The 23,780-nt window shown below is 62.2% G+C and carries 19 protein-coding genes; 5 read left to right on the top strand and 14 right to left on the bottom strand.

Annotated elements, in window-relative coordinates; translation table 11 throughout:
• Nucleotides 1–31: 31 nt before the first annotated feature.
• The 4 genes from AC1Q5B_RS13905 to AC1Q5B_RS13890 all read right to left on the bottom strand — a co-directional run bounded on the left by AC1Q5B_RS13905 (nucleotide 32) and on the right by AC1Q5B_RS13890 (nucleotide 4,312).
• Nucleotides 32–544 (bottom strand): hypothetical protein, encoded by a 513-nt coding sequence (locus AC1Q5B_RS13905; RefSeq protein WP_492632203.1) that lies wholly within the window; start codon nucleotides 542–544, stop codon nucleotides 32–34.
• 108 nt (nucleotides 545–652) lie between these two features.
• Entirely contained in the window at nucleotides 653–2,878 is a 2,226-nt protein-coding gene (locus tag AC1Q5B_RS13900) for an AAA family ATPase (RefSeq protein ID WP_492632202.1), read from the bottom strand.
• 35 nt (nucleotides 2,879–2,913) lie between these two features.
• The gene (locus AC1Q5B_RS13895) at nucleotides 2,914–3,888 is read right to left on the bottom strand and encodes an SOS response-associated peptidase family protein (RefSeq protein ID WP_492632201.1); all 975 of its coding nucleotides are present in this window, start codon (nucleotides 3,886–3,888) and stop codon (nucleotides 2,914–2,916) included.
• 10 nt (nucleotides 3,889–3,898) lie between these two features.
• Nucleotides 3,899–4,312, bottom strand: a complete 414-nt coding sequence (locus tag AC1Q5B_RS13890) for a hypothetical protein (RefSeq protein ID WP_492632200.1) — start codon at nucleotides 4,310–4,312, stop codon at nucleotides 3,899–3,901.
• Between the two features lie 100 nt (nucleotides 4,313–4,412).
• Between AC1Q5B_RS13890 and AC1Q5B_RS13885 the strand changes: the two genes are divergently transcribed.
• The 3 genes from AC1Q5B_RS13885 (at nucleotide 4,413) to AC1Q5B_RS13875 (ending at nucleotide 6,993) form a co-directional block, all read left to right on the top strand.
• Nucleotides 4,413–5,051, top strand: a complete 639-nt coding sequence (locus AC1Q5B_RS13885) for a DUF6988 family protein (protein WP_492632199.1) — start codon at nucleotides 4,413–4,415, stop codon at nucleotides 5,049–5,051.
• A gap of 145 nt (nucleotides 5,052–5,196) precedes the next feature.
• A complete protein-coding gene (locus AC1Q5B_RS13880; protein WP_492632198.1) occupies nucleotides 5,197–5,652 on the top strand; it encodes a LexA family protein in 456 nt (151 codons plus the stop codon).
• A gap of 12 nt (nucleotides 5,653–5,664) precedes the next feature.
• Nucleotides 5,665–6,993, top strand: coding sequence for a Y-family DNA polymerase (locus AC1Q5B_RS13875; protein WP_492632197.1), 1,329 nt, complete (start codon nucleotides 5,665–5,667; stop codon nucleotides 6,991–6,993).
• Nucleotides 6,994–7,453: 460 nt separating this feature from the next.
• Here the strand turns inward: AC1Q5B_RS13875 and AC1Q5B_RS13870 are convergent, their stop codons facing one another.
• The 4 genes from AC1Q5B_RS13870 to ssb all read right to left on the bottom strand — a co-directional run bounded on the left by AC1Q5B_RS13870 (nucleotide 7,454) and on the right by ssb (nucleotide 12,920).
• A complete protein-coding gene (locus tag AC1Q5B_RS13870; RefSeq protein ID WP_492632196.1) occupies nucleotides 7,454–9,472 on the bottom strand; it encodes a hypothetical protein in 2,019 nt (672 codons plus the stop codon).
• Nucleotides 9,465–11,027, bottom strand: a complete 1,563-nt coding sequence (locus AC1Q5B_RS13865) for a site-specific integrase (protein WP_492632195.1) — start codon at nucleotides 11,025–11,027, stop codon at nucleotides 9,465–9,467. The genes AC1Q5B_RS13870 and AC1Q5B_RS13865 overlap by 8 nt, the downstream gene beginning before the upstream one ends.
• The gene (locus AC1Q5B_RS13860) at nucleotides 11,011–12,276 is read right to left on the bottom strand and encodes a site-specific integrase (RefSeq protein WP_492632194.1); all 1,266 of its coding nucleotides are present in this window, start codon (nucleotides 12,274–12,276) and stop codon (nucleotides 11,011–11,013) included. The genes AC1Q5B_RS13865 and AC1Q5B_RS13860 overlap by 17 nt, the downstream gene beginning before the upstream one ends.
• A gap of 140 nt (nucleotides 12,277–12,416) precedes the next feature.
• Entirely contained in the window at nucleotides 12,417–12,920 is a 504-nt protein-coding gene (ssb, locus tag AC1Q5B_RS13855) for a single-stranded DNA-binding protein (protein ID WP_492632193.1), read from the bottom strand.
• Nucleotides 12,921–13,073: 153 nt separating this feature from the next.
• Between ssb and AC1Q5B_RS13850 the strand changes: the two genes are divergently transcribed.
• Nucleotides 13,074–14,072 carry a polyprenyl synthetase family protein gene (locus AC1Q5B_RS13850; protein WP_492632192.1) on the top strand — a complete coding sequence of 333 codons (999 nt, stop codon included), beginning with the start codon at nucleotides 13,074–13,076 and terminating at the stop codon, nucleotides 14,070–14,072.
• 13 nt (nucleotides 14,073–14,085) lie between these two features.
• On the opposite strand, the gene AC1Q5B_RS13845 is transcribed toward AC1Q5B_RS13850, so the two are convergent.
• From AC1Q5B_RS13845 to AC1Q5B_RS13825, 5 genes are all read right to left on the bottom strand, one after another.
• Entirely contained in the window at nucleotides 14,086–14,868 is a 783-nt protein-coding gene (locus AC1Q5B_RS13845; protein ID WP_492632191.1) for a dienelactone hydrolase family protein, read from the bottom strand.
• Nucleotides 14,869–14,939: 71 nt separating this feature from the next.
• Complete coding sequence (murD, locus tag AC1Q5B_RS13840; RefSeq protein WP_492632190.1) at nucleotides 14,940–16,343, bottom strand: UDP-N-acetylmuramoyl-L-alanine--D-glutamate ligase; 1,404 nt, start codon at nucleotides 16,341–16,343, stop codon at nucleotides 14,940–14,942.
• Nucleotides 16,324–17,679 (bottom strand): UDP-N-acetyl-alpha-D-muramoyl-L-alanyl-L-glutamate epimerase, encoded by a 1,356-nt coding sequence (gene murL / locus AC1Q5B_RS13835; RefSeq protein ID WP_492632189.1) that lies wholly within the window; start codon nucleotides 17,677–17,679, stop codon nucleotides 16,324–16,326. The genes murD and murL overlap by 20 nt, the downstream gene beginning before the upstream one ends.
• Complete coding sequence (locus AC1Q5B_RS13830; RefSeq protein WP_492632188.1) at nucleotides 17,676–18,167, bottom strand: hypothetical protein; 492 nt, start codon at nucleotides 18,165–18,167, stop codon at nucleotides 17,676–17,678. Before AC1Q5B_RS13830 ends, murL begins: the two co-directional genes overlap by 4 nt.
• Nucleotides 18,151–20,781, bottom strand: coding sequence for a bifunctional aspartate kinase/diaminopimelate decarboxylase (locus tag AC1Q5B_RS13825; RefSeq protein WP_492632187.1), 2,631 nt, complete (start codon nucleotides 20,779–20,781; stop codon nucleotides 18,151–18,153). Before AC1Q5B_RS13825 ends, AC1Q5B_RS13830 begins: the two co-directional genes overlap by 17 nt.
• A 200-nt stretch (nucleotides 20,782–20,981) precedes the next feature.
• On the opposite strand from AC1Q5B_RS13825, the gene AC1Q5B_RS13820 reads away from it, so the two are divergent.
• Nucleotides 20,982–21,860, top strand: coding sequence for a PhzF family phenazine biosynthesis protein (locus AC1Q5B_RS13820; protein ID WP_492632186.1), 879 nt, complete (start codon nucleotides 20,982–20,984; stop codon nucleotides 21,858–21,860).
• A 150-nt stretch (nucleotides 21,861–22,010) separates the two neighbouring features.
• Here the strand turns inward: AC1Q5B_RS13820 and AC1Q5B_RS13815 are convergent, their stop codons facing one another.
• Complete coding sequence (locus AC1Q5B_RS13815) at nucleotides 22,011–23,675, bottom strand: amidohydrolase (protein WP_492632185.1); 1,665 nt, start codon at nucleotides 23,673–23,675, stop codon at nucleotides 22,011–22,013.
• Nucleotides 23,676–23,780 lie beyond the last annotated feature (105 nt).

Raw genomic sequence — 23,780 nt, 5'->3', positions numbered from 1 at the left:
GTTTGGCGGGAGTGCCCAGTTTGTTTGGCGATCACTGCCCAACTGGTTGGCGTTTAGCATTCTTGCCGATCAGCTGCTTGGCTGCGTCCTTGGATAGCGTGAAGCGATTGAGTTGGTCGATCCCGATCCTGAACTTATCCTCCGCACGGAACTCGGCGTTGACCGCGAGCATGGCAAGTTCAACCAGGTCGTCGATTTCCTTCCCGGTCAAAACGAAGTGTGAATTTCGACTCGGACTATCCTTTCCATCGCTCATATCGAACGACTGGATGTGGATCGACTGGATCCGCCTCGGGTCCTCCACTAACAACAGCTTGATCTGCCTTTTGCCTGTTGGCGTTGTCCGAAGCACTACCTCGTGCTTGACCAGGCCCAGCGCGTCTCCCTCGATGTCGGGGAAAACTCGATCGAGATACCGAAGCTTGCGGATGACTTCCGTGAAGTTCTCGCCGTCTTTGACTAGACGCTTTACCGGGAAAGCGGACGAGCCGTAAATTCGGCCGGGCACCTTGTTGGCAACATAAATTCCATCGTCGTCACTCACATCGCCCCCTCCACGCCAGCTTGAGCATGCGGCGTCTCGATATTCATGACGGCGCGGTATTGCCCTGCTGCTGTCACCTCGCAGGTGGAAAATTGGATGAGGTGGTGGTCAGGCATTTGCGGCCTCCGGGATCTCTTCGCCCATCTTCATGAGGTAATGCTGTTCCTGGCCGATCGCATGGAACATTGCACGGAACTTGCCCAGCAGATAGGGCACGTCGTATTCGGTCCAGTCGATGGGCGGGCCATTGATAGCGTCTCGGTGCGACCCTCTGTCAACGAAGCGATCCAGCGCCGCGTACTTGCTTGACGTGTCGGTGTCAGCCAGCTGCTGGACCGCCTCCGGGAAATCGGAGGACCCCGTCGTAAAGGTGAAGAACTGTTCCAGAATATTACGCATGGCGTTGGGCACCACCTGGGTGGGAACGTTCCCGTCTCTGGCGTCTTTTAGGATGTGCCACCACACGTCGTAATCATTCAAGAGCTTGGACGGATCCAGGACTTCGACTTCCGAATAGACGTTCTTGACCACGCGCAACAGACCACACCTATTGTGCGCGGCTGCAAGGTTCTTGGTGTGCTGGCGGATAAGTTCGTGGAAGAAGAACAGGTTGTGGGTCAGCACAATCACCTGCTTGACCAGCTGCGGACGGGTCTCGGGTTTTGCCAGTTCGCGATGGATCATGGTGGCAATGTCGTAGACGTAGTTCTGCGACAAGCTGGAGATGGGGTCGTCGATGACGGCGATGGTCCTGCGGGGATCTACATTCTCGTCTTCGTTATGTGAGCCTTTCAGCGACTCCATGAAGTACAGGAACGCGATCAGCGTCTTCTCACCCTCGCTCAATGACCTGGGCTCGCAGTCCGCCACCCCCGGCCGGCTGAGGCAGTACACACGATCCTCGCCCGTTTTGCGTTCGATACTGAAAGCGGTGATCCCGATACTGCGCAGCCGATCGTTGATCGCGTCAATCGACGCGTCCACGCCCTTCTGCAGCCGGCGCAACTCCCGCAACTCCGTATTGAGCGTTTCCCGCTCGTCCCGCTTCGTCCTCAGGTCCGCTTTCGCTGCCGTTTCGGTCTCGCGCATAGGTCCCAGCAACGCGTCGTGGTGCGCGTAGGCCTCCATGCGGTCAGCATGCATGACCTGGAAGAACATCGCCTTGATCCTGTCACGCTCTCCTTTGCGGTCACGGATCCGGTTGTTGAAATCCGCAATTAACGCATTGAGCCTGGCCAGCGCACCGTTCAATGCTTCCACATTGACCGCCTGGACGGCGACTACCGCACTGGGTTGGGCCTCTTTCTGGCGCAACGTGGTCAACGTGTCATGAAGTGCCGTTCGCGATTCGGACCACGCCAGGTCCAGCCCGGCTTCCTTGGCGTCCGGGTCGGCCAGGATGGCTTGGGCGCGCAACTCCAGCGCTTCAAGCTGGGCGGCGTAGGCCTGGACCAGTGAAGTTATCTTGTCGACCTTGGCCTTGCGCTCGCCTTCCAGAAGCCGCGCTAGCTCGTCGCGGAAGTCATGCGGCAAGCCTTGTTGGCAGAATGGACATTGGTCGGTGTGCATATAGCCTTGGCCACGTGCCACCCAGTCCGCATTGCCCAGCTCGGCCACCAGTGGTGCCAAACGGCTGGTGGTGGAGACCTCCACGACTTCTGCCCATATAGGGTCGCGCTCTATGCGCTCCAGTGAGCTGATATCCAACGATACGGTCGCACGTTCGCTCTCGGTGCCTGATACGTCTGCCCAGCGTTTCTCCAGCCGTTCGACGGTGTCCAGTTGCCCATCGTCGGGCAGCACGTGGGTGCGCAAGTCCTGGAAAAATTTTTCCTTGTTCTTGCCATAGCCCTCCAGTAGCGGGCCAAGCGTGGTTTTCCTGCCCCAGTCGTGCGCCTTCCAGATATCGTCCTTGGCGCGGGCGAACTCTTTGGTGATGCTGCCTTCTGCGGTACTGACGCTTGTTCCCGCTGTCGTGATGAGACCTTCCAAATCCCCCGTTCTGGCCTCGATGTCCTGGATCCGCTGCTGACGGACGGTATCCATTTCACCCACGGTGAAAATGCCTTGGATGGGCTGACCAATCAGGCGCTCCACGTAGTGGTGGTTGTAGACCACGTACCGGTATCGCGCGTTGTCGGTGGTTTCGATCGAACAATGGGCAAACTCGGCAGCATTTCGCGCCAAGCCATCGACCACTTCGCCAATGGCAGATTTACCCGCGCCATTGAGACCATAGACGTAGGTCGCGGTCTTCGTAGGATCCAGCCGAATGGGATACGGGGTGGTCGGGTGGAAACTCTTGTGACGATGGATCGTTATCGTTCGGATCATGCCCGCCCCCTGCGGGTTCCTTGTGGACTGCCCCGTTAGGCAGCTTCCTTGACCAACTCGTAGTACGGGTGACGCTTGTCGTCGAAGATCGCGAACAACTCTTCGTCGGTTCTATCCTGAGGCGTCAGCCAGGCCTGCGCATGCTCGGGCTTGATATTAATGATGGTGCGATCATGGCCTTGCGCGGCAACTTCCGGCTCGGGCTCATCGGTGATGGCGGCAAACGACCACAGGTCTGGTTCTATGCCCTTGGGGTCGGTCCAGTGCGAATACAGGCACGCGATGTACATGGTCTCGCCCGTGCGGGGCTGGAAGTGGATCTCCTTGCTCCCACCCTTCCCATCGTCCACCTGCTCGTAGAACGTCTCGGCGAGCATGAGGCAATGCGTTGAACCAAACTGCGGACGCCAGAACTGGGTGAGGTTGTCTCGGCGGGCGTTGTACTTCCCTGACGCCTTACCGTCCTTACGGTAGTCGGTCGACGGGTCCATGCCTTGCGGTCTGCACAGGTAGCGCATGGGGCGCACGATCGGTTTGCCGTCCTCGATCAGCAGGACGGGGGCATACCAGAACGGGAAGATCCGGTCGTCCTTCTCGGGCTGATGGCTGGTGCGCTTGGCGTCGGCAATCCAGCGCTCCATTTGCTTGATCTTGTTGGTGGCGATCCGCTGCTCATTGAGCGCGGTCTTGGTTTCCTTCTTGGCCAGCTTTTCTTCGGCAACCGCCAGGCGGGTGCGCTGCTTTTCCAGCTCGTCTTCGCTTTCTGCGAGCTTGCGCCCGTTCCACTCGGCAATGAGGTTCTGGATTTCACGTTCCAACTCGGATCGAGGTCGCAGGAAATTCAGATCCATGCCCTTGGGGATCTTCGTGCCGTCCGACAACTTTTTCCGGATCCGGTACTTCTCGTCGCGGCCCAGGTACAACTTCCAGAACTCTTCGATGTCGATGTCGGCGCCGAACTCGCGGGTATAGCCGTTGAAAAGTTCCCAGGCTTCAGCGGAATAGCACATGCATTCGTCCTCAATGCGTGGGCTTGGGCGCGAACTCGCGCACGATGGCAAACAGTGGCGCTGAGTCCACAGGCCCGACGTTCTGCTTTTCCCAGAACGCGTCTTCGGCCTTCAACATCGCGTCGTACTCGTCCATCCAGTAGAAGTTGAGCGGCAAGTCCATGTGATGTTCTTCGGTGACCAGCTCGCGCTCGTCCATGGACATGCCGAACTGCTCCATCCAGTAGCGGATGTCTTCCTGGTCCCGGAAGTCGTCATCCCACGCCTCGAAGTCCAGCCCCAACTCTTCGCGCTTGGCCGATACCAACGCATGGAACTCCCGGTACGTCATGCGCTCGCGCACCTCGGGTGGCAGCGGATACCGGTCGACAAATTCCACCAGGGCTTGCAGGCGTTCGACGGTTTGATCGATGTCAGCATTCATGGGAAGAGCCTATATCAAGCCTGTTGTGAGGGCGTGGAACGCGACAGGTTCCACGGAGTCGTTCCACGACATGTGTGGGGGCGGTGCTATAACGCCTGCCATGGCCATTACAGAACGCGCCCGCGAAGTCCTCCTGCTTCAAGCCCAGCTGGGGCAGCTGGCCATGCAGGTCCCGCCCCCGCCCGAAACGGCGGCCGACAAGCACCTGCTGGGCTACCAGGAGATGGGCTTGTCGTTTCACCATGCCTGCTCGATTGCGTCCCACCTGGAGCGCCATGGGCCGGACTTCGCCGCCAGCGCCTACGCCCTGGCCCGCCCCATGCTGGAAACCCTGCAGCGGGGCTGGTGGTTTGCCACCTGCGCCTCCGACGAACAGGTGGCGGCGTTCATTGCCAACGACCAGTTTCCCATCCGCCAGGTAGCGGAGGTGGGTCGAGCCGTCGACGCGGCGCCCCCCTTCGACGGCATTGGATTTTTCGGCGGGCTGGATCAGGCCGAGTGGAATGCGTACCACTCGTTCACCCACGGGGGCCTGCGTGCCTTGGACGCGTACGCCAACCGGCCCCACCTGGTGCCGGACTACGACGCCGGCAAGATCTTGCTGCTGCTGGACAACGTGCAGCGCATGAGTGGCGTGGCCGCCATGGGGATCGCCTGGATTGGGCTGATCTATGACCCTGAGCGTACGGGTCCGTTGTATCGGCAAATCCACGAACTGGGACCTCGTTTGGGCCGGTAGCCTATTCAGACTGGCCCAAGGCCAGTCAAATCAAGTTGTTAGTATTTTTACTACTTCCGGGGCTATCCTTCCACCCCGGCGACGGCGACCAGACTGTTCTGGTGCGTTCTCACCGGGTGAGTCAGACCAACCCGAAAGTGCCGCCATGCTCGCCAAGTTCATTCCCCATCCCCCTACGTTCCTGGGCCCCGTCGCCACGCTGACCGCCCGCACCCTGCCCTTGCTGGGCACGCGCGCCGCCTGTGGCTTTCCCAGCCCGGCTGAAGACTTCTTTCGGGAAGACGATCGACTGGACCTCAACGAGCGCCTGATCGCCAACCCGCCCGCCACTTTCCTCATGAAGGCGGACTGCGGTGGCTCAATGGTCGACTACGGGATCCAGGACGGGGATCTGCTCATCGTCGACCGCGCCATCAATCCTCGCCCAGGCCACACAGTGATCGCGCTGTGGGAAGGTGGGTTCGTGTGCAAGAAGCTGTACGTGCGGGGCAACCGGATCGTGCTGGCCAGTGGCGCGGGCTACCCGCCCATCATCGTGCCGGAAGACATCGAACTCGATGTCTGGGGCGTGGTGCGCTCCAACGTCCACTTCCACCTCTGATCATGCGCTTACATGATCGCGCCGATTGAACCCGAACCTCCACGCTTCGCCTTGATCGATGGCAACACGTTTTATGTGTCGTGCGAACGGGTGTTCGACCCCTCATTGCGCGGCAAACCCACGGTGGTGTTGGGCAATGGCGACGGGTGCTGCATTGCCCTGTCATCGGAGGCCAAACGGTTGGGCTTGAAGATCGGCACGCCTATCTTTCAGGTGCCCAAAGACATTCGCGCGCAGGTCCAAGTCAGGTCCGCCAACTTCGCTTTGTATGGTGACCTGTCGGCTCGGATCGCGCGGATACTGACGGACCTGTTTCCACGCGTGGAGGTCTACTCAATCGATGAAAACTTCGTGGACGTGGAAGGCCTAAAAGATCCATTCGCCACGTGTCTGGAAGCGCGCGAACGTATCTTGAAGTGGGTGGGCATTCCCTGCTGCGCCGGTTTAGGCGTCACTCGCACACTCGCAAAGGCTGGCAACAAAATGGCCAAAGACCGCTCCAAACGCGCCACGAACGCGGGGCGCCTGGCCGTGTTTCATGCCACCCCACAGAACATCGACGCGCTTACAATCGAGGACGTGTGGGGTGTCGGGCGGCGCTACGCGACCCGACTGAATGCCGAAGGGGTACAGACGGCGGCCGACCTGGCCGCCCTACCGATTGACCATGTGCGCGCCCGCTATGGCGTGGTGCTGGCGCGCACCGCCACGGAGTTAAGTGGCGTACCGTGCGGCGATCTGGAATTGGAAGAGCCCGAACGCAAGCAACTGGTAGTGAGCCGCACGTTCGGACGGGTCGTTGTAGACCCGATGGAGGCGCTGTCGACCTTCACCACCGTGGCGTGCGAAAAGCTGCGCAAGCGTGGCCTTGCAGCGGGCGCCCTGTGGGTGTGGCTGGATGGCAATCCATTCAAGGGCGACACCTTCCACGCCAGCCGTGCTGTGCCCTTCCCCTTCCCTACTCAGGACACGGCAGAAGTGCTGCGGGCTGTCCGGTTCTTGGCCAAGTCGATCATGGATCAGGCGGGCAAGCGTCGCAATGCGCAAGCCTTCAAGCGCGGCGGCGTTGGCCTGACCGATCTTGTGTGCGCCGACGCTCGACAAGCGGACCTCTTCTTCGGGCCCGATGAAAAAGCCGAACGCGCCATGGCGGTGTTGGATAAGATCAACGCCAAATGGGGCCGCGGGACCATGGGTGTCGGCACCGTCGGCTGGCGCGTAGGTGGCGTCAGTCCACAAGAGAGCCGGCGTGGTACGAAGGAAGTGCTTTGGCGCCCCACGCTGCGGGCATTGTCGCCTGCGTATACGACGAAGTGGAGCGACCTGTTGCGCGTGAGGTAGATTCGAGTCGGAAACCAGCCATGAATCCCCAAAACTTCGGGCCTTAAGGCCTAATCTACTTCGGTTTTACCTCGATCAATGGTTGGCAACGCTCTATTCAAGTCAACGTTTGTAAGGCCCTTAACATGGGCGTTGTACTGCCACACAACAAACTGATGCAGCAGGGCGGCCTGCTCTCGCTTCAGTCTTTGGTTCTCGCTTTCAAGCCGCGCAATACGCTCAGCCGCTATCCGTAAAGAGGCAGGGATTGGCAAATTCCCAGCGCTATTCCTAACGCGCTCCTTTGCGGCTAGGTATGCGTGTCTAATACGCTCGATTCGGTAAAGAGTCTGGCGCACAGGCGTCGTTCCAATCACACTATGGCAGGCAGAGCACAGCAACTCCCATGTGAGCTCATCGCGCCACCCGTCTAGCACTCCGACTACCTTATCGATGTCGCGATCAGACAAGTGCTTACCCATCAATACTTCCCCGCCAGCTTAAGACTAGAGCACGCCGGCCCAAGCGCCTGAGCCCCACCCAAAAGCTTGATGTTAAGAGCCCGCCGCAGTGGACTGAACTCAGCTTCGTTACGCAAACGAATAATCGTTCCATCTCGGACAGACGGATCCTCCATAATCGCGATCAGCTCACTGAGCCTAGACTCCGTCAGCTTGTGAATCTCATACCATCGATCCGCACCGGCGACACCATCAGCGATCTCCGCTTCCGCGCGAGCGATGAGCTGACGGATCAGTTCTAAGCGCTGCTTCAGCCTGGAAATCCTGTGATCGCCTTTAATGCACACTTGCTCGCTGCAGTTCAAGCAATCACGATAACGCTGACATGGTGACATCACGTAATCGTGGACGCAGTACCCGTATTCCGTAATATGCGCCGTCGGGATTACGAGCAGCTCGAATTCTTCCCGAGTTATTGGAAGCTTCTTGGAAATCTCATCAACAAGCTCTCGCAGTGATTGATCCAGTCGAAGCGAAGGATCATGCGCCCTAAGCATGTCAACGATCTCAAACTCTGACATATGATCGTAATCGCGATTCTGACCTACATCAACGCGACCCGACCACCTTGCAATTTCCGCCTGACCAAGCCCTCCTCGCTGCGCCAGCGTGTTAAGCAAATGGCGAAACTGATGAGACGTTATCTTCAGCCGGGAACGCAGACCTGTGTTAAAGCCGTGCCTGTCGAAAATTGATGGAGCAAGCTGTGCTCGTCCGACTTCGCGAGAACACAGATCACTGTTTAGAATGTTGGCCGTAACCTTCCAGAGGATAACTGGAGATGTCCTTCGAATGGTGTCAAGCCGCCTAGCCGTCATGCAGTACAGGGCATCCGCGAACCGAATTCCTCGACTTCGGTCATACCAAGGGAAGTCTTCAGGAAGCTGTGATCGCACCCATACATTCAACGATCTCAGTGTATTTCCACCATCGACACGTGAAAGGCCAAGGCGAGTCAATTCACTGGAGCGGTACTTGTCATCTTCGGTATCAATGCCTATTGCTCGCGCCGCTTCAACACGAGTTAGCGGCGCATCCTCAGAGACGTCAGGGCAAAGAGTATGCCGAGGAAACTCTGTTGGCCTATCTTCCAGCCAGCGGGCCAGCCAGCGCGCATCCGCTGTTAGGATGCGGACTCTACGTATCGCCTCTTTTGCCACAGAGACCATGGCATCAGGAATCCACTTGATCATGGGTGCAGCACCTTTCCCCGGAAGGAACCTCCACCCATAAGCACGCGTTCCATCAGCCTTGGGCTCATCAACCTCACAGTTGACACTCAAAGCCAGCACCTCTGAAACGCGAGATGGCGCGCTAAGCAGTAACGCCGTTGTACTCGTTGTGAAAATGTCGCGATTGCAATCAGGATTTCGTGAAAATATCTCTGCGAGTGCATCCAGAGCCTCATCGGAAGGCAGCTTCCGTTCTCGTTCTGCACGCGCAGTCTTTCCAGTTCTGACCGTATCCACGGGGCGCCGGATGGGGCTTACCCACTGAAGTTGACGCGAAATTAAACGAAACTTAACGAGAAATCTTGCTAGACGCTCTAGTTCCCGACCTGCGTGATAGCTCATCCCAGGAGAGTACGCATCACGAGCCAGAACAGCAGCAAGATCAAATGTGCCATGGTCGACTTCAGACACACATGCCCCCCCGGTACGCTCTATCAATGCTCGCTCAAGGGCCTTCAGCGCACGCATCTCATTCTTTGCACCGGTTGGCTTATGTCCTTGTTGGTAGCGGAAGTACGCTTTGGCGAAATCCAAGAAGGGTTTCCGCAGGACATGCTCATCCTTAAGTACCCTCGCCTTATGGTCGATGTTTCCGAACGCAACGCCTGCCCGAGTCCAGTAATTAGCTTCCCAGTCGAGATCACGGCCGAAGACCTTGAGATCTTCTCGGCAGCGTTGGATGAAGAGATCTAAAGTATCCGCGGCGTCGAGATCCGCGCGAGAACTGAAGTGAAATATTTCAGCCATTCACCACCTCAGCGTCCAACTCCCTCCGCCTCTCCTCGCAACGGCGAATCACTTCTGCCACGGCAACAACCGTACGATCGTTGATTGCGGCCATCGATTCATCCCTCGTCAGCTCACAAATTCTCTCGCGCTCATACAGGAGTCCATCCATTACTTCTTGGTGGGGCCCATCTAGCCAAGGCTGAAAAGCTTTGCATGTATAGCAAGCTATCGGAGCTAGCGCGCCACAGAAACCATGCATTCCGCATGTACCCACTCCAGTGCCATTGTCAGCTCTAATTCGGCTGGCTGGATCCTGACCTCTAATGGCATGAGATTCGTGATCCACGAGAATTCCACAGAACGCCTGGGCGATTGGCGCCAACTGCCTAGCCACTGCCTCGTTGATCGCATCTACATGCTCGGGAACATTCTCTGTGTACACCCTGGCATTCTGGTCATCCGTATGGTCGAGCAACTCGGCAATAACTACCGTCCCGTATCCCTGTCTCGCCGCTCTAGTTGCGACGTTCCGACGTAAGCGAAGAGGGAAAACGCGAAGGCGCTCTCCTGTCCTCTCTGATGAGACATCGAGGCTTTCAATGATGGTTTCAAGACGATAACTGATCGTAGAGGTATTTAGATGAAACATCTCAGTTGGCAGCAATCTCACAACAAGATCGGATGATTCTTCGGCCACAGCCGCGACCTTTCTCCAACTGGGAAATAATGGAATATCCCCGACATCTTCATTAATAATGAACGGATATTTATGTCGAAATTTTGTAATGCTTTCTTCTACAAGCAATTGGACTGCCACCCCCTTCTCGGGAGTCAAATAAATAGGCTTGAACTCAGTGCGCCACGGATCTCCTTGCTTTCGCCTTGGCACATTCAGGATTACTTCTTTCACCTCGACATCATTGTCCGCGCATATGATGTCCCGCACCTTCAGATCACCCAACTGAACCGGCCTTCGCCCAGTAGCGATGAATAAGTCGACTAGAACGAATTCTTCAAGACTAATTTTATCTGCTTCAAAGGCGTCGACCAAACTAAAGCAGAGTGCCTCGTACTCGAGCTCACTTAGTGGTCCTGTTAGCGGACACATGGTCTGCACAGCCACACCCTTGCGCCAACCTTTTATTCGCCAGCCTTCCAGCAATTCCAGCACCTCGCCATCCACTCCCGGCAGATCGAGATTCGACCAAATTTTGAGTAGTGTCCCGAGAACTCCCAGACGCGGCTCAGCAGTCGCACCGATTGCGCTACGGTAATTGATAAGGTCATAAGGCGTTATCACGCCGATAGCACCACGACTTGAAACCACGTGTCTCGCGAACGCCTTGAAGGACGAGTTAGCTGCTTCGGTAGTCCCTGGCGCAAATTTGGCAGCGTAATGTGCCATCAAGGAAATATAGCTCTCTTGCAGCCTCTCATCCAAGAGATCCGCTACCCACTCAAGCCCAACGATTACGTCGCGAGAGAGCCTCCATCTTGAGCTAACTATGCTGATCTCGTAACCCTCGCGAGATAAAATCGAGCCCTTGTCCCTCTCATCATTTTTCGGAATCATTGTTACCTCCGATTCTCTGCTGCAGCTTGAGGGATGCTTCGCGAGCCTTCTTCTGCGTGTGCCTCCTGATATATGTCGCTGCAGTACCCGATCCTTCGCGCCAGCCCATCATGTATGAACGCATCTTTTCTTCATCGGCCGGCTTAACATGAGCCTCATCCATTAGCTCTGATAGCTCATCATTTGCAGTATGACGCAACACATGTGGAGACAGATCCTTCAGAGCATCAGAACTAACACTCTTGATAACCCGGAATATTTTTCCCAACCCTTTCGCGGACAACGGAGCGCCCTGATATGGCCCTGCTTGATGGGTCACCAGCAGAAACTTATGTCGTTTCGCCGCCGGAAAACTCCTGCGGACTGCCATGACATATTCGTAGACTTTACGAGAGAGCGCTTCAGTCATCGGAAGCACTCGGTCACGAGTCTTCGCGACCGGTTGCCTTGCCCTTGGATCACTCTTGTCATCGTGTCTTCGCGCCACCAGAACTTCGTTCTTCTGAAAATCAAAATCTGGGACCTGCAGCGCAAGCAGCTCTCCAGAGCGCAAACCCAAAGCGAATAAATTGACGATCAGTTCGTTTCTTGATTGGACTGCACCAGTGAAAGGATTCTTGCCAGAGCCAACGCGCGTTGCATTACGTAGTTCAAATTGACCCTCTTTGCTCAGCCCTTTTTTTGCATTGACTATTGATTTTTTTCTTCTTGTCCGCTTTGAATGAATTCTGCTACTCATCAGCTTGATTGCTTTTAGAGTATCTGCATCAACATTCCGGGATTCACGTTCGAGAACGTATATAGCAAACCATTCCAGGTATTCCGCCATGTATGAGAGGCGGTTGTACTGTGTTTTAGACGACACTCTCTTAACTGGCGAATTGAATCGCGCCCCAACTCGATTTGGGCTGACATGCATTTGAATGACTACACCAGCACCCTGTTCGGTCTCAGAGACCCGCTTCTGCGCATGTGCCGAGAGCGCCTCAATTTCACCGAAAGTCAGATACTCACGTGATGCGAAGCGCTCCTCGATATCAATTGCGTTCTGCTCCGCCCACGTAAAGAGATGTCTAACCGAAGAAAGCGCGGCGTGAATCGTATTGGCGGCTTGACTGGAATTTCGAAGTTGCGTTGTCGCGAACAGCGTCGAGTACCAATTTGGTGATCCCGTGGCATCGACCAGCATTGGAAATCGCTCGCCATCGGGAAAAACGACAAATGGGATCGAGAAGTCACGCACGCTCATGGACGACCTCTATTCGCAACATTTGCGTCACGGTAGCTATAACCTAGACCGTATAATAGAAAAAGTCACGCCTTAAAATCAGAAGGCCCGCTAAAAAGCGGGCCTCTGATGAAATGCAACATAAGATTCTGAGGTAGGTCCTAGAACGGAATATCGTCGTCCGCGAAGTCGTCCATCGCCGGCGGCTGCGAGGCAGGTGCCGGTGCCTGGCGACGCTGGCCACCACCCTGGTTGCCGTAGTCCTGCCGCGGGGCACGGGCCGGACGATCACCACCGCCCGCACCACCGCCACCGCCACCGCCACCGCCTTCGCGACCGCCGAGCATCTGCATCTCGTCGGCGATGATGTCGGTGGAGTACTTCTCCTGCCCGTCCTGGCCGGTGTACTTGTCGTAGCGGATGGAGCCCTCCACGTACACCGAGCTGCCCTTGCGCAGGTACTCGCCAGCGATCTCGCCGAGCTTGCCGAAGAACACCACACGGTGCCATTCGGTGCGTTCCTGCTGGTTGCCGTCCTTGTCCTTGCGCACGCTGGTGGTGGCGAGGCTGATCCGGGTGATCGCCATGCCGCCCTGCGTGTAGCGGGTTTCGGGGTCGTTGCCGAGGTTGCCGACCAGGATGACTTTGTTGATGCCGCGGGCCATATCGATATCCGTTCAGGGATGCCCGCCGAGCGCGGGCAAAGACCAGTGGAGTATACCCGCCGGACCCCCGCCATCGGCCTCCAGCCGGCTCACATGTAGGGCATTGCCGCACGCCAGCCCCTATAATTCCGTGACTTTCCGGCCTCTTGCCTCATGTCCGTCGTCGACTCCCCCCGCACCGCCCTGACCCTGCCCGCCATCCAGTCGCTCGCCCAGGCCGACATGGCCGCCATCGACGCCCTGATCCGGGCGCGGCTGGCGTCGGACGTGGCACTCATCAACCAGATCGCCGATCACATCATCTCCGCCGGCGGCAAGCGCCTGCGCCCGATGCTGGTGGTGCTGGCCGGACAAGCCTGCGGCCCTACCGCGCCGGACCACCACCAGTTGGCGGCGATCGTCGAGTTCATCCACACCTCCACCCTGCTGCACGACGACGTGGTGGACGAATCCGACCTGCGCCGTGGCCGCAGCACCGCCAATGCGCTGTGGGGCAACGCGCCCAGCGTGCTGGTCGGCGACTTCCTGTATTCGCGCAGTTTCCAGCTGATGGTCGAACTGGACCGCATGGACGTGATGCGCCTGCTGGCTGACACCACCAACCGCATCGCCGAAGGCGAAGTGCTGCAATTGCTTCACGTCCACAACCCGGACACGGACGAGGCCGCCTACCTGCGCGTGATCGAACGCAAGACGGCCGTCCTGTTCGCTGCCGGCACGCAGCTTGGCGCGATGGCCTCGGGTTCCGATGCGCAGACCCAGCAGAAGCTTTACGACTACGGCATGGCACTGGGTTACGCCTTCCAGATCGCCGACGACGTGCTCGACTACACGGCGGACGCCGATGCGCTCGGCAAGAATCTGGGCGACGACCTGGCCGAGGGCAAGGCCACGCTGCCGTTGATCCATGCCATCCGCCATTCCGACGCGATCGTTGCGGACCGCTTGCGCACCATCGTGCAGGAAGGCGATGCCGCCGCGATGCCCGAAGTGCTCACCGCCATCCGTGCGACCGGCGGACTGGAATACAGCCGCGAGCGCGCGCATCACTATGCTGCGCTGGCGGAACAGGCCCTCGATGGCCTGCCCGAATCCGATGCGCTGGCCGCCCTGCGCGGCCTGGCACGCTATGCGGTGGAGCGCGGGCACTGACCCGCGCCGCACGTCATTTCGCGAAGACCTCGCTGAAGAAGTCCGCCATCATCCGATAGGCGCGCTTGGCCGAGCGCTCGTGGTAGACGCAGCCGGGCGGGTTCTGCGCATCGGATTCGGCGAAACAGTGCACCGCGCCGCTGAAGTTCACGAACTGCCAGTCGGCCCCGGCCTTGCGCATCTCGTCCTGGAACGCGGTGATTTCCGCGGCCGACACATAAGTGTCGTCGGCGCCATTGAGCACGAGCACCGGCGAGTTCACCGCGCCCGCCGCCGGCAGGTCGGTCGCCAGGCCACCATGCAGGCTGACCACGCCGGCGAGCGTGTCGCCTGCACGCACCAGTTCCAACACCGTGCTGCCGCCGAAGCAGTAGCCGAACGCGCCGATGCGCGCGCGATCGACCAGCGTGCCCGGTTGCTGCTTCAGCACTTCCACTGCCTTCTGCACCCGGGCGCGCAGCTTCGGGCGATCGGCACGCATCGCGGTCGCGACCGGGCCTGCCTCGGCGTCGGTCTTCGGGCGGATACCTTTGCCATAGACATCGGCGACCAGCACCACGTAGTCGTCACCCGCGACGAGATGCGCCTTCTCGATGGCGGACTCGTTGACGCCCTTCCAGTTGGGCACCATCACCAATCCCGGGCGCGGCGTCGTCACGCTGTCGTCGTAGACGAGATATCCCGAGAACGTGTCGCCACCGATCTTCCATTCGATCGGCTTGGCGACAGGAGCCGCCAGCAGGACGGGCGACCACAACAGGGACAGCAGGCAGGACAGCAACAGGCGACGGCGCATGGCGGATCTCCTCGTAGGGGACTGGCCGAGTGTACGGCGGGGCGTGCAAGCCGGTGTCGAGAGACTGCGTGTCAGGCGACTCCGAGACCGGGGATCGCGGTGATGGCATCCGGGTCGAAGCCCGCCAGTTCAGCAAAATGGCGGCCACGCGCCACGTAGTCCTTGTACTGGCCGAAGCTGGGCGCACCCGGCGACAGCAGCACGACGCCTTCGTCTCCCAGCGCGGTGCGCGCAGCGGCGACAGCCTGCGGCAAGGTCTCGGCGGCGATCAGCGTGAAGCCGGCCTCCTGCGCCAGGGGCGCGAGCAAGGCGTGGATGCGCGGACCGTTGGCCCCCATCGTGATGATCGTGGCGGGTGCATCGATGCGCATGTGCGCGGCGAAATCCGACCAGTCCACGCCGCGGTCATGTCCGCCGACCAGCAGCGCGATGCGCCGGCCCGCGAAGCAGTCCAGTGCAGCCAGCGTCGCGTGCGGCGTGGTGCTGATCGAGTCGTTGACCCAGGTGAGCCCGTCGCGCGCCCCCATCGTCTGCAGGCGATTCGGCAGCGGGCGGAACGACTGCGCATGCGGCGCCAGCGGCAAGGCATCGATTCCCGCCGCTTCCAGGGCGGTCAGCACGGCACACAGATTGCCGCGGTTGTGGCGGCCGGGCAGCGGCAACGGCCGTGTATCCATGACGAACGTGTCGCCACGGTAAAGATCGTCCTCGCGCAGATGCCAGCCGTCCGCACGATTGAACCAGCGCACATCGCTGCGCGGCAACTCCAGTGCGGCGAGTCGCGGATCTGCGGCATTGAGCACCGCGACGCGCGGATGCGCGTCGGTGACCAGCTTCAGCTTGTCCTCGATGTAGCGCGCCTCGCTGCCATGCCAGTCCAGATGCTCGGGGAACAGGTTCAGCACCACCGCGACATCGGGATGCGCACCGCTCGCCGCAACATCACCGGTCTGGTAACTGGACAGCTCGATGGCCCACGCATCGGGCGCCGGTCGCGGGTGCAGCACCTCCAGCAGCGGCAGGCCGATGTTGCCGGCCAGCACGGTGCGACGACGGGATGCGCGCAGGATGTGCGCCAGCAGCGAGGTCGTCGTGCTTTTCCCCTTGGTGCCGGTAACACAGAAGCTATGAGGCACGATCCCGTCGTCGCCTGCATGCTCGGCGAACCACAGGCTGGTGCCACCGACGAAACGCGCCCCGGAGGCTGCAGCCGACAATGCCGCGGGGCCGTTGGGACTGATGCCCGGCGACTTGATGACGATCTCGAACGCCGACAGCCGCTCGGCCGTCACCTGCGTTTCGATGGAAAGGCCCCCATCGCCCAACGCGGCGGCATCGACCGCCTCCGTGTCGTTGCAGAACAGCGTCAGCGGCAGCACCGGCAGTCGCTCACGGATCGCCTGATGGGCGGCACGACCTTCGCGGCCCCAGCCCCACAGCGCGACCCGCCTTCCCTCAAGCTGCGAAATTCGCACGCAGGCGCTCCCACAGCGCGGCGGGAACGCGGTGTTCGCCGCCGATTTCCAGCAGCGATGCCACCGCCAGTTCGGCGGCATCGAGCTGCGGGCGGATCTCCTGGTTGAAGCGCGCGACGATCGCATCCTCGCGCCACTCCGGCCGGTCGCCCAGCGTGGCCATCGCCGCACGCGACTCCTGGCCTTCGCCGACGCATTCGAACGGCTTGTGATCCTGGTACTCCAGCAGCGCATCGAAGCCGGCCGTCTGGTTCACATCATCCAGCAGGTTGCGACCGAAGATGCCGACCAGCCGCGGTTTGGGCATGAACGGCGCCAGCGCAAGGAACACGAAATGGCATTTCGGGCAGACACCGCACCAGCGGTTGGTCGGGCGTTCGCCGAGCAGGTGGAAGTTGCGGTTGCAGCTGGAGAAATGCGCGTCGTAGTGGTCGGTACGCGCGAACTGCCGCGCCACCGCCAGTTCCGACAGTGGACGCAGCAGCGAGTAATAGTGCAGGTCGGCGGCGACATGCGACTGTACGAAGTCGCCGAATGCCTGCTCGAACGCCCAGCCTTTCGACCACTGGTGGTTCACCTCGCCGGTGCCGGCGATCATGCTGCCGTAGCTGGCCGAGCGCTCGTTGGAGAACACCACCTGGTCCACGCCGTGCAGCAGGGAGGCCAGCACCATGATCGCCGAATTGATCGCAGTGACCGGGATGTGGCCGTTCCACGCGCCCTGGCGGTTGTAATCGAACAGCTCCGGGGCCAGTGCCCGGCCGATGTTGAGCGTGGGCAGGCCGGTGCGCGCGGCACAGGCCGCGATCAGCTGCGAGCCGCCGATCCAGGTGACCGTCTGTTCGACACCGGCGCCACGCAGCGCCTCGATGCTGACCAGCGAATCCTTGCCGCCGCCGATGGCGACCAGCGCGTGCGGGTGCAGTCCCGCAGCAGGTGCGACGGCCCGCGCCGGTGCGCCGACCGGGAAGCGCACGCGGCCATGCAGGCTCAGGCCGTTGCGGTAGGCGAACTCGCCCAGCCCGTGCACGTAGACCTGCTCCAGCAGCACCGCCGTCGCCGCATCGATGGCATAGCCTTCGATACGGATCTCGTTCGGCACCGCCGCCTTGTAGTAGCTGACGCCGGTGATGAGGTGCAGCAACCGCACCGCCTGTTCGACGGCCTGCGCCCGGGCGGCGTCGAGGGTGAAGGGGGCACCGGGAACCGTGACGGTTTCCGTCAGCTCCGGGCCTTCATCGAAGGCGTACACCAACCGCGCGACACCCGTCTCCGCCTCGAAGGAACAGCGGACGAAGCGGAAGGTGCGGATGGTGGATTTGTCGAAATTCGTCATGCGTGATCCAGGGAAGGAACGGCCTCGCGTCGCAGGTAGCGCCGGCAGGCGAAGTATTCAAGGAGGAAAGCGGGCACAGCGCCGAACACGATCACGGCCAGCGAGCCATAGAAAACAGCGAGGGGCAACCAGGCTAGGGCATCGCGCAAGCCGCCGGGCGCAGTGGCGGCCACCTGATCGAGGGTCAGTGCGATCCCCGCCCATACAGCCAGCATCAGCGGAAACAACAGGAACGCCACCCGCAAGGTGCGTAGCGTCATGCCTCCTGCACGCCAGTGCCGGCCGTTCGCCGCGGCACGCGCATGCCAGCGGACGACGCACCATGCGGCCATGCCCGACGCCAGCAGCACCGCAGGCGCCATCCGCAGCGCGGACAGTATGCCCCGCCCCCCGACGTAAGGCCCGGCGCCAAGCACGAGGGCTACGCCCACGGTCAGCACTACCGCCACCAGCAGGCTGGATCCGATGAACTCAGCCCGCGGCGACATCGCCCGTTACCCCTTCCATTACATCTTCCCCTGGCAGCCCGCGCAGGTTGTAGTGGCTGGCCATCACGAACCCGTAGGCCCCCGCGTCGGAGAACAGCAGCACATCGCCTTCCGCCGTCGCCGACGGCAGCCTGCGGCGCTTGCCGAAGATATCGCTCGACTCGCAGATCGGGCCGACCACATCGAACGGCTCCTGTGCCGTGTCGTCCAGTCGCGACAGGTTGGCCACGTCGTGCCAGGCGTCGTACAGCGCGGGGCGGATCAGCGTGTGCATGCCGGCATCGCTGCCGACACGCCGGATGCCGAGCTTTTCGACGACCTGGGTGACGTGTGCCAGCAGTACGCCCGATTCGGCGACAAGGTAGCGGCCAGGCTCGATCACCAGCTGGTAGGCCGGGTAAGCGGCCTTGATCGCAGCGAGCCCCTCGCCCCACGCGGCGAGGTCGAACGGTTCGTCGCCTTCCGCGTACGGAATCGGCAGGCCGCCGCCGATATCGATGGTCTCGATGGTGCCGATCTGGTCGGCCAGTCCACCCAGTTCATCGGCGATCTGGTTCCAGTGTTGCGCGCTCTCCACCCCGCTGCCCAAGTGCGCGTGCAGGCCGGTGATGCGCACGTCGATCGCACGCGCGGCGGCGAGGAATTCGTCCAGCTTGGCCAGCGGCAGGCCGAACTTCGAACTCTTTCCGCCCGTCTTGACCTTGTCGTGGTGGCCGTCGCCGCGCCCGAGGTCCACGCGCAGCCACAGGCGGCGGCCACGGAACACCTCGGGCCACTGCTGCAGCGCCTCGACGTTGTCGAGCGTGACGTTGATGCCGCGCTCCAGCGCGAAGGCGTACTCCGCGCGCGGCGCGAAGCTCGGCGTAAACAGCACGCGCTCCATCGGCAGCGACGGCGCCACCTCGAACACGCGCTCGAGTTCGCCGCGGGAGACACACTCCAGGCCGAATCCCTCTTCCACCAGCGTACGCAGGATGTCGGGATGCGAATTGGCCTTGATGGCGAAGAAGCGGCGGTCCACCGCACCGATACCCGTCAGCGCGCGCGCCCGTGCGCGCACCACGTCCAGGTTGTAGACGTACCGCGGCGTCTCGCCCTGCGCGAGCGACAACAGGCGTTCCCGCGCCGCGGGCGCACTCCACCAGCGCACGCCACGCTGGCGGACCGCGCCGTTGATCTCGCGCCAGCTCGGGCCGAAGACGCTGGCCTCATCCGCCGGCATCGCACCGCTTTCGATCAGCGCCTCGTGCAGCAGCGGCAACATGCCGTCGGCATCGGCCTCGTCGATGACGAAGGTCAGGTTGAGGTCGTTCGACGACTGCGAGATCAGGTGCACGCGCTCGCGGCCGAACATCGCCCAGACGTCCGACAGCTTGTGCAGCAGCGAGCGCATGCCACGGCCGACCAGGGTGATCGCCGTGCACGGCGCGATCACCTTGACCCGGCAGATCTCCGCCAGGTCGGCCGACAGCGCGGCCAGCACGTCGGTGTTGACCAGGTTCTCGCTGGGATCCAGCGACACGGTGACGTTGGTCTCCGACGAACCGATCAGGTCCACCGACAGGCCGTGCTTCTTGAAGCGCGCGAACACGTCGGCCAGGAAGCCGACCTGCTGCCACATGCCGATGCCTTCCATCGACACCAGCACGATGCCGTTGCGGCGGCTGACCGCCTTGACCCCGGGCACCGTCAGCGCGGTGCCGTCGATGGTGGTGCCCGGCAGTTCGGGGCGCTCGGTGTCCAGGATCGCCATCGCCACACCGGCATCGCGGCAGGGCTTGATCGAACGCGGATGCAGCACCTTGGCGCCGGTGGTCGCGATTTCCTGCGCCTCGTAATAGTCCAGGCGCGTCAGCAGGCGCGCATCCGGCACCTCGCGCGGGTTCGCGCTGAACATGCCGGGGACATCAGTCCAGATTTCCACGCGCTGCGCACCCAGCAGGGCGCCGAAGTACGCGGCCGAGGTGTCCGAGCCACCGCGACCGAGGATGGCGGTGCCGCCATCGGCATGACGTGAGATGAAGCCCTGCGTCAGCAGCATCGCCGCCGGCTGGCCGGCAAAGGCGCGGCGCCAGTCCTGGTCGGGCGCGGTGTTGCACGAGACCGACAGCCGCTGCGCCCATGGGCTCTGGTTAGGCAGGAAGTTCGCCTGCAGCCAGTGGCGCGCATCGACCCATCCGAAGTCCAGTCCCTGCGCGCGCAGGTAGGCGACGCCGATCGTCGAAGAGAGCAGTTCGCCCTGCCCCAGCACCTCGGCCTGCCAGTCCAGCGCACGGCTCGCGGCCCGCGGATCGGTGAGCAGGTTGCGCAGCGCGGCCAGGCGATCGCCCAGCACGGCGTCGGCGTCGAGTTCCAGTTCGGCGAGGAACTCGCGGTGCCGCCGCTCCAGCCTGGCCACGCGCTCGCCGCTGTCAGCGGCGCCGTCCGCGATGGCCGTCAGTTCGTTGGTCACGCCGGACAGGGCCGACACCACCACCAGAACACGGGCCTCGTTCTCTTCCGCCCGTTTTTTCGCCAGCGTGCCGATCGTGTTCCAGCGATGGCGGCGGGACACCGAGGTGCCGCCGAACTTGAGGACGATCCAACGATCAGACGCGGGGGTGGCAGAGGGCATGGAGAGTAATGAAGTGGAATGCCCGAACCCTTCGGGCGTGAACCGCCGATTCTAGCCGAAGCCCCCACGCGCGACCGGACCGTACCGCATGCAACGAATCGGTTCCGCGCACCCTGTGGAGCGCGAAGGCCGGGGCGAGCCCGCCGTCGCCCGGCCCGCGACTTGGTAAGCTGCCCGACCCCCACGCGACAACGCCCCCCATGACCCTCCGCCGCTACGTCCAGCTGGACGTATTCGCCGACCGCCCTGGCGCCGGCAATCCGCTGGCCGTCGTGCTCGACGCTGCCGGTCTCGATGACGCCGCCATGCAGGCCATCGCCCGCTGGACGCGATTGCCGGAAACCACGTTCGTGTTCGCCCCCACGCAGCCGGGCGCGAGCTATGCCGTACGCATGTTCAGCCCGCGCCGCGAAGTGCCGTTCGCCGGCCATCCCAGCGTCGGCACCGCGCACGTCGTGCTCGATGCGGGGCTTGCCGCACCTGTCGACGGCCTGTTGATGCAGGAAGGCGCCGTCGGCGTGCTGCCATTGCGGGTGGATGATGAAGACACCATGCGCACGATCGCCGTGCGCACGCCGCGCGCGCAGGTGGTGAAAGTGGGCGATCCCGTGAACGATGACGGCCTGCGCGCGGCGCTCGCGGCCCTGCCCGCCGGCGCCCTGCCGCCTGCCCTGGTCGATGGCGGCCGCCGGTGGTGGTTGGCCGAAGTGCGCGACGAAGCCACGCTGCGTGGTGCCACACCGGACTGGGATGCCATCGGTGCCCTTGCCCGTGCCACCGAGAGCATGGGCGTGTGCGCCTATGCCCGCACACCGGGACAGTCCTACGACCTCGCCGTGCGCGCCTTCGTCGGCGCGCCGGCGGCGTTCGAAGACGCGGCCTCCGGCGCCGCCAACGCGACGCTGGCCGCCTGGCTGGCATCGCGCGACGCGCTGCCCGGCCGCGACGGCCGCTACGTCGTCAGCCAGGGGCGCGAAGTCGGCTACGACGCGCGTCTGCAACTGCGCGTCGATAACGCCGGCGATGTATGGTCAGGCGGGCATGTGCGCACGATCGTCACCGGCCGGATCGACTGGTGACGCTCGCTTTCACTGTAGGAGCGACGTCAGTCGCGACCCGGAGACTTCCGCTCCCTTACAGCCTGATGTGTGTAGGCAATGCACACATCATGGATAAGAGTCCTCGATATCCGTGATCGCGACTGACGTCGCTCCTACACGAAGCAACGGCTACTCGGCCTCGTAAACCGGCTTTCCATCCACCCACGTCGAACGGACGTGCAGGTCATCGAGTTGCTCGCCCGGGATCGCCAGCGGATCTTCGTCGAGGATCACGAAATCCGCGCGCAGCCCCGGAGCGAGCCGACCCACGTCAGCCTCGTCGTGGCCCGCCCATGCGGCGTCCGCGGTGAATCCTCGCAGCGCTTCGACGGCACTCAGGCGCTGGTCCGGCATCCACCCACCGTCGGGATGATCCTTTCCGTCCTGCCGCGTCACCGCGGCATGCAGGCCGCGCCGCGGGTCGACCGACTCCACCGGAAAATCCGAACCCAGGGCCAGCTTCACGCCACTCCCCTGCAGGCGCTGCCAGGCGTAGGCACCGGTGATGCGCACAGGCCCCAGCCTGTCCTGCGCCCACGGCATGTCGGACGTGGCGTGCGTCGGTTGCATCGACGCGATCACGCCGAGCGCGGCGAAGCGTGGAAACTCCTCCGGCGCCACCACCTGCGCATGCTCGATGCGCCAGCGGTGGTCGGTCTTGGACCCGTCGCCGAGCACACGTTCATAGGCATCAAGTACCAGGCGGTTGCCGCGATCGCCGATCGCATGCGTCGCCACCTGCACCTGGCAGCCGCGCGCCTTGCGCATCGCCGATTCCAGCGCTGCGGGCTCGGTCACCAGCAGGCCGCGATTGCCGGGATCGTCGCTGTAGTCTTCCAGCAGTGCCGCGCCACGGCTGCCCAGTGCGCCATCGGCGTACAGCTTCACGCCCGACATCTGCAGGCGCCCGCCGGCATGGCGGTAGGGCCCCTGCGCGCACAGATCGGCCAGCGCGGCGCCATCGCCGTCGGCGTAGGCGTCGATGCGCAGCGGCAGGCGACCTTCGTCGGCGAACTGCTTCATCAGCGCAAGGTCCTCGCGCGACACGCCCATGTCGTGCACGCCGGTCAGGCCGTTCCGCACGGCGGCCTGCGTCGCCTTTTCCAACGCCTGCCGCCGATAGGACGCGTCGGGCGCCGGCACCACCCTGTTGACCAGCGACATCGCCGCATCGACGAATACGCCGCTGGGCTTGCCATCGACACGCTCGATACGTCCACCCTCCGGCTGCCAGTCGCCATCCATCGAACGCGTGGCATGGGACGCGACCACGCGCAGGGCGGCGCTGTTGGCCCAGCCGGCATGGCCGTCCACGCGCTCCAGCCAGACCGGGCGATCCGGGAAGGCGGCATCCAGATCTGCGGCGGTCGGAAAGACCTTCTCCGGCCAGTCGTTCTGGTCCCAGCCGCCACCCAGCAACCAGGCATTCGGCGGCAGCTGCTTTTCGAATGCACGCAGGCGCGCAACCACGTCCGCCTTGTCCCGTGCGTCGACCAGGTCCGCGCGCATCAGCGCGTAACCCAGTCCCATGACATGACCATGCGCATCGATCAGCCCGGGAATCACTGTCTTGCCGGCGGCGTCGATGCGCGTCGCACCGGGATAGCGCTCCAACAGTTCGCGGGTGCCACCGACCGCCAGGATACGGCCCTGCGCGTCCCAGGCCACTGCCTCTGCCACAGGTTGCGCAGGATCGGAGGTGTGCACGCGCGCCGCCGTCACCACTTGGACCTGTGCTTGCACGGCACCCGCACACAACAACAGCCCACCCATTCCCCATGCCAGATACCGCATGCCTCGCTCCCGCGCTGATCCAGCGGCGGACTATGCGCGGTGGCGCGCGCGACGGCAACGGGCGCAAAAAAGGGGCCTAGCGGCCTCTTTCGCGGCATTCGTTGC

This window comes from Pseudoxanthomonas sp. GW835-FHT14C01, from assembly GCF_058793715.1.
Note: the sequence above shows the minus strand (reverse complement) of the source record. Positions and strands in the feature narration are given on the sequence as shown.

What these genes read in the sequence shown, in the direction of transcription:
- AC1Q5B_RS13900 (WP_492632202.1), bottom strand. Translation starts at nt 2,878, where the DNA reads ATGATCCGAACGATAACGATCCATCGTCACAAGAGTTTCCACCCGACC.
- AC1Q5B_RS13895 (WP_492632201.1), bottom strand. Translation starts at nt 3,888, where the DNA reads ATGTGCTATTCCGCTGAAGCCTGGGAACTTTTCAACGGCTATACCCGC.
- AC1Q5B_RS13890 (WP_492632200.1), bottom strand. Translation starts at nt 4,312, where the DNA reads ATGAATGCTGACATCGATCAAACCGTCGAACGCCTGCAAGCCCTGGTG.
- AC1Q5B_RS13885 (WP_492632199.1), top strand. Translation starts at nt 4,413, where the DNA reads ATGGCCATTACAGAACGCGCCCGCGAAGTCCTCCTGCTTCAAGCCCAG.
- AC1Q5B_RS13880 (WP_492632198.1), top strand. Translation starts at nt 5,197, where the DNA reads ATGCTCGCCAAGTTCATTCCCCATCCCCCTACGTTCCTGGGCCCCGTC.
- AC1Q5B_RS13875 (WP_492632197.1), top strand. Translation starts at nt 5,665, where the DNA reads ATGATCGCGCCGATTGAACCCGAACCTCCACGCTTCGCCTTGATCGAT.
- AC1Q5B_RS13870 (WP_492632196.1), bottom strand. Translation starts at nt 9,472, where the DNA reads ATGGCTGAAATATTTCACTTCAGTTCTCGCGCGGATCTCGACGCCGCG.
- AC1Q5B_RS13865 (WP_492632195.1), bottom strand. Translation starts at nt 11,027, where the DNA reads ATGATTCCGAAAAATGATGAGAGGGACAAGGGCTCGATTTTATCTCGC.
- AC1Q5B_RS13860 (WP_492632194.1), bottom strand. Translation starts at nt 12,276, where the DNA reads ATGAGCGTGCGTGACTTCTCGATCCCATTTGTCGTTTTTCCCGATGGC.
- ssb (WP_492632193.1), bottom strand. Translation starts at nt 12,920, where the DNA reads ATGGCCCGCGGCATCAACAAAGTCATCCTGGTCGGCAACCTCGGCAAC.
- AC1Q5B_RS13850 (WP_492632192.1), top strand. Translation starts at nt 13,074, where the DNA reads ATGTCCGTCGTCGACTCCCCCCGCACCGCCCTGACCCTGCCCGCCATC.
- AC1Q5B_RS13845 (WP_492632191.1), bottom strand. Translation starts at nt 14,868, where the DNA reads ATGCGCCGTCGCCTGTTGCTGTCCTGCCTGCTGTCCCTGTTGTGGTCG.
- murL (WP_492632189.1), bottom strand. Translation starts at nt 17,679, where the DNA reads ATGACGAATTTCGACAAATCCACCATCCGCACCTTCCGCTTCGTCCGC.
- AC1Q5B_RS13830 (WP_492632188.1), bottom strand. Translation starts at nt 18,167, where the DNA reads ATGTCGCCGCGGGCTGAGTTCATCGGATCCAGCCTGCTGGTGGCGGTA.
- AC1Q5B_RS13825 (WP_492632187.1), bottom strand. Translation starts at nt 20,781, where the DNA reads ATGCCCTCTGCCACCCCCGCGTCTGATCGTTGGATCGTCCTCAAGTTC.
- AC1Q5B_RS13820 (WP_492632186.1), top strand. Translation starts at nt 20,982, where the DNA reads ATGACCCTCCGCCGCTACGTCCAGCTGGACGTATTCGCCGACCGCCCT.
- AC1Q5B_RS13815 (WP_492632185.1), bottom strand. Translation starts at nt 23,675, where the DNA reads ATGCGGTATCTGGCATGGGGAATGGGTGGGCTGTTGTTGTGTGCGGGT.